This window comes from Mesobacillus subterraneus, assembly GCF_000934845.1.
In the GTDB taxonomy this organism is placed as follows: domain Bacteria; phylum Bacillota; class Bacilli; order Bacillales; family Cytobacillaceae; genus Mesobacillus; species Mesobacillus stamsii.
In genome coordinates, this window is the sequence record NZ_JXIQ01000122.1 from 1 (window position 1) to 1,530 (window position 1,530).

1 rRNA gene is annotated in these 1,530 nt (G+C 54.4%); it reads left to right on the forward strand.

Annotated features, from left to right (window positions below):
* Positions 1-73 precede the first annotated feature (73 nt).
* A 16S ribosomal RNA gene (locus tag UB32_RS15245) occupies positions 74-1,530 on the forward strand; the annotation flags it as partial.

The following is a 1,530-nucleotide window of genomic DNA, read 5'->3' on the forward strand; positions in this document are numbered from 1 at the left end:
AATCAATTATCATGGCTTCTATTATAGAAGCTCATGAGCCAACGTTTTAACTTATGAGCTAAACTCATACTCTTTTTTGGAGAGTTTGATCCTGGCTCAGGACGAACGCTGGCGGCGTGCCTAATACATGCAAGTCGAGCGGATCTTCATTAGCTTGCTTTTGAAGATCAGCGGCGGACGGGTGAGTAACACGTGGGCAACCTGCCTGTAAGACTGGGATAACTTCGGGAAACCGGAGCTAATACCGGATAATCCTTTTGCTCTCATGAGCGAAAGCTAAAAGACGGCTTCTCGCTGTCACTTACAGATGGGCCCGCGGCGCATTAGCTAGTTGGTGAGGTAATGGCTCACCAAGGCGACGATGCGTAGCCGACCTGAGAGGGTGATCGGCCACACTGGGACTGAGACACGGCCCAGACTCCTACGGGAGGCAGCAGTAGGGAATCTTCCGCAATGGACGAAAGTCTGACGGAGCAACGCCGCGTGAACGATGAAGGCTTTCGGGTCGTAAAGTTCTGTTGTCAGGGAAGAACAAGTACCGGAGTAACTGCCGGTACCTTGACGGTACCTGGCCAGAAAGCCACGGCTAACTACGTGCCAGCAGCCGCGGTAATACGTAGGTGGCAAGCGTTGTCCGGAATTATTGGGCGTAAAGCGCGCGCAGGCGGTTCCTTAAGTCTGATGTGAAAGCCCCCGGCTCAACCGGGGAGGGTCATTGGAAACTGGGGAACTTGAGTGCAGAAGAGGAGAGCGGAATTCCACGTGTAGCGGTGAAATGCGTAGAGATGTGGAGGAACACCAGTGGCGAAGGCGGCTCTCTGGTCTGTAACTGACGCTGAGGCGCGAAAGCGTGGGGAGCGAACAGGATTAGATACCCTGGTAGTCCACGCCGTAAACGATGAGTGCTAAGTGTTAGAGGGTTTCCGCCCTTTAGTGCTGCAGCAAACGCATTAAGCACTCCGCCTGGGGAGTACGGCCGCAAGGCTGAAACTCAAAGGAATTGACGGGGGCCCGCACAAGCGGTGGAGCATGTGGTTTAATTCGAAGCAACGCGAAGAACCTTACCAGGTCTTGACATCCTCTGACAACCCTAGAGATAGGGCGTTCCCCTTCGGGGGACAGAGTGACAGGTGGTGCATGGTTGTCGTCAGCTCGTGTCGTGAGATGTTGGGTTAAGTCCCGCAACGAGCGCAACCCTTGATCTTAGTTGCCAGCATTCAGTTGGGCACTCTAAGGTGACTGCCGGTGACAAACCGGAGGAAGGTGGGGATGACGTCAAATCATCATGCCCCTTATGACCTGGGCTACACACGTGCTACAATGGATGGAACAAAGGGCAGCGAAGCCGCGAGGTGAAGCCAATCCCATAAAACCATTCTCAGTTCGGATTGCAGGCTGCAACTCGCCTGCATGAAGCCGGAATCGCTAGTAATCGCGGATCAGCATGCCGCGGTGAATACGTTCCCGGGCCTTGTACACACCGCCCGTCACACCACGAGAGTTTGTAACACCCGAAGTCGGTGGGGTAAC